Consider the following 889-nt stretch of genomic DNA (forward strand, 5'->3'; position numbering starts at 1 on the left):
ATAAGCTGAATTATTTTTACCAGATCATATCTCGTCGAAAATTCTCTTTTTCCTTTGCTTAAATGAGGTAAAATCCATTGTTCTATTTTATCTTTGCTGATGAGTTCCAGATTATTAGTTATTTGATTTGCAATACAAAATTGCTGATTTTCTCGGAACTCTTTTACTTTTTTAAAAGTTTAAACAACTTCGATTATATAAATACAAAAAATGAGATATTGAATCATGGTAAAAGCAGTTATTTCTGAAGCTATTCTAGTGGCTAAACCCTGAAATGTTTTTGCAAAATTGATATGAGTTGAAAATTGTCCACATAGTTGTGAAATATTGGTTTCAATTCGTTTTCTAATCTTTGCTTTTGTGGTGGAAAACCGGGAAAAATGCTGTTGTTTTTTGCCCCTAGGCACTGAAAGACTGATGTTGGAATGATGGAATAAATCAACCTGAAGAGTTTTGCTTATATAAGCCCTGTCTCCTATTCAAAGGCTGTTTTGGAAAGTTTCCTTTATATCGTGCAGGTCATTTATATCATGAACATTTGCTGGTGAAAAATCAAACGAATACAAGATGCCATTTATCGCAAACTGCATGAAGTTTAAAGCCAAAGTACCCTGTTTTCTATGCCGTAGCATATCCAAATTCGGGCTTTATTGGCTCGATGGAACAAATTAATGAGGGTTTTTCACGACTGATTTACAACTTGAAACAGGGATGGAATCCACTACAAAAACAGCTGTGAAAACTGAAAATTTACAACTTAGGGTCTCTCTTATTTTCTCTATGTAGCAGAAAAGTTTTCTTTTTCTTCTATTGTATACACTTCTTTCTATTTTATCTTCCAAATCTGTTCCCGAAATACATATAAATAGTTGTAATTCAAAGCTAATAA

1 pseudogene is annotated in these 889 nt (G+C 32.3%); it reads right to left on the reverse strand.

Features of this window, described 5'->3' with window-relative positions:
* Positions 1–179: 179 nt before the first annotated feature.
* Positions 180–889: pseudogene (locus GNY06_RS15540) on the reverse strand (IS982 family transposase); the annotation flags it as partial.

This window comes from Elizabethkingia argenteiflava (genome assembly GCF_009904105.1).
GTDB lineage: Bacteria > Bacteroidota > Bacteroidia > Flavobacteriales > Weeksellaceae > Elizabethkingia > Elizabethkingia argenteiflava.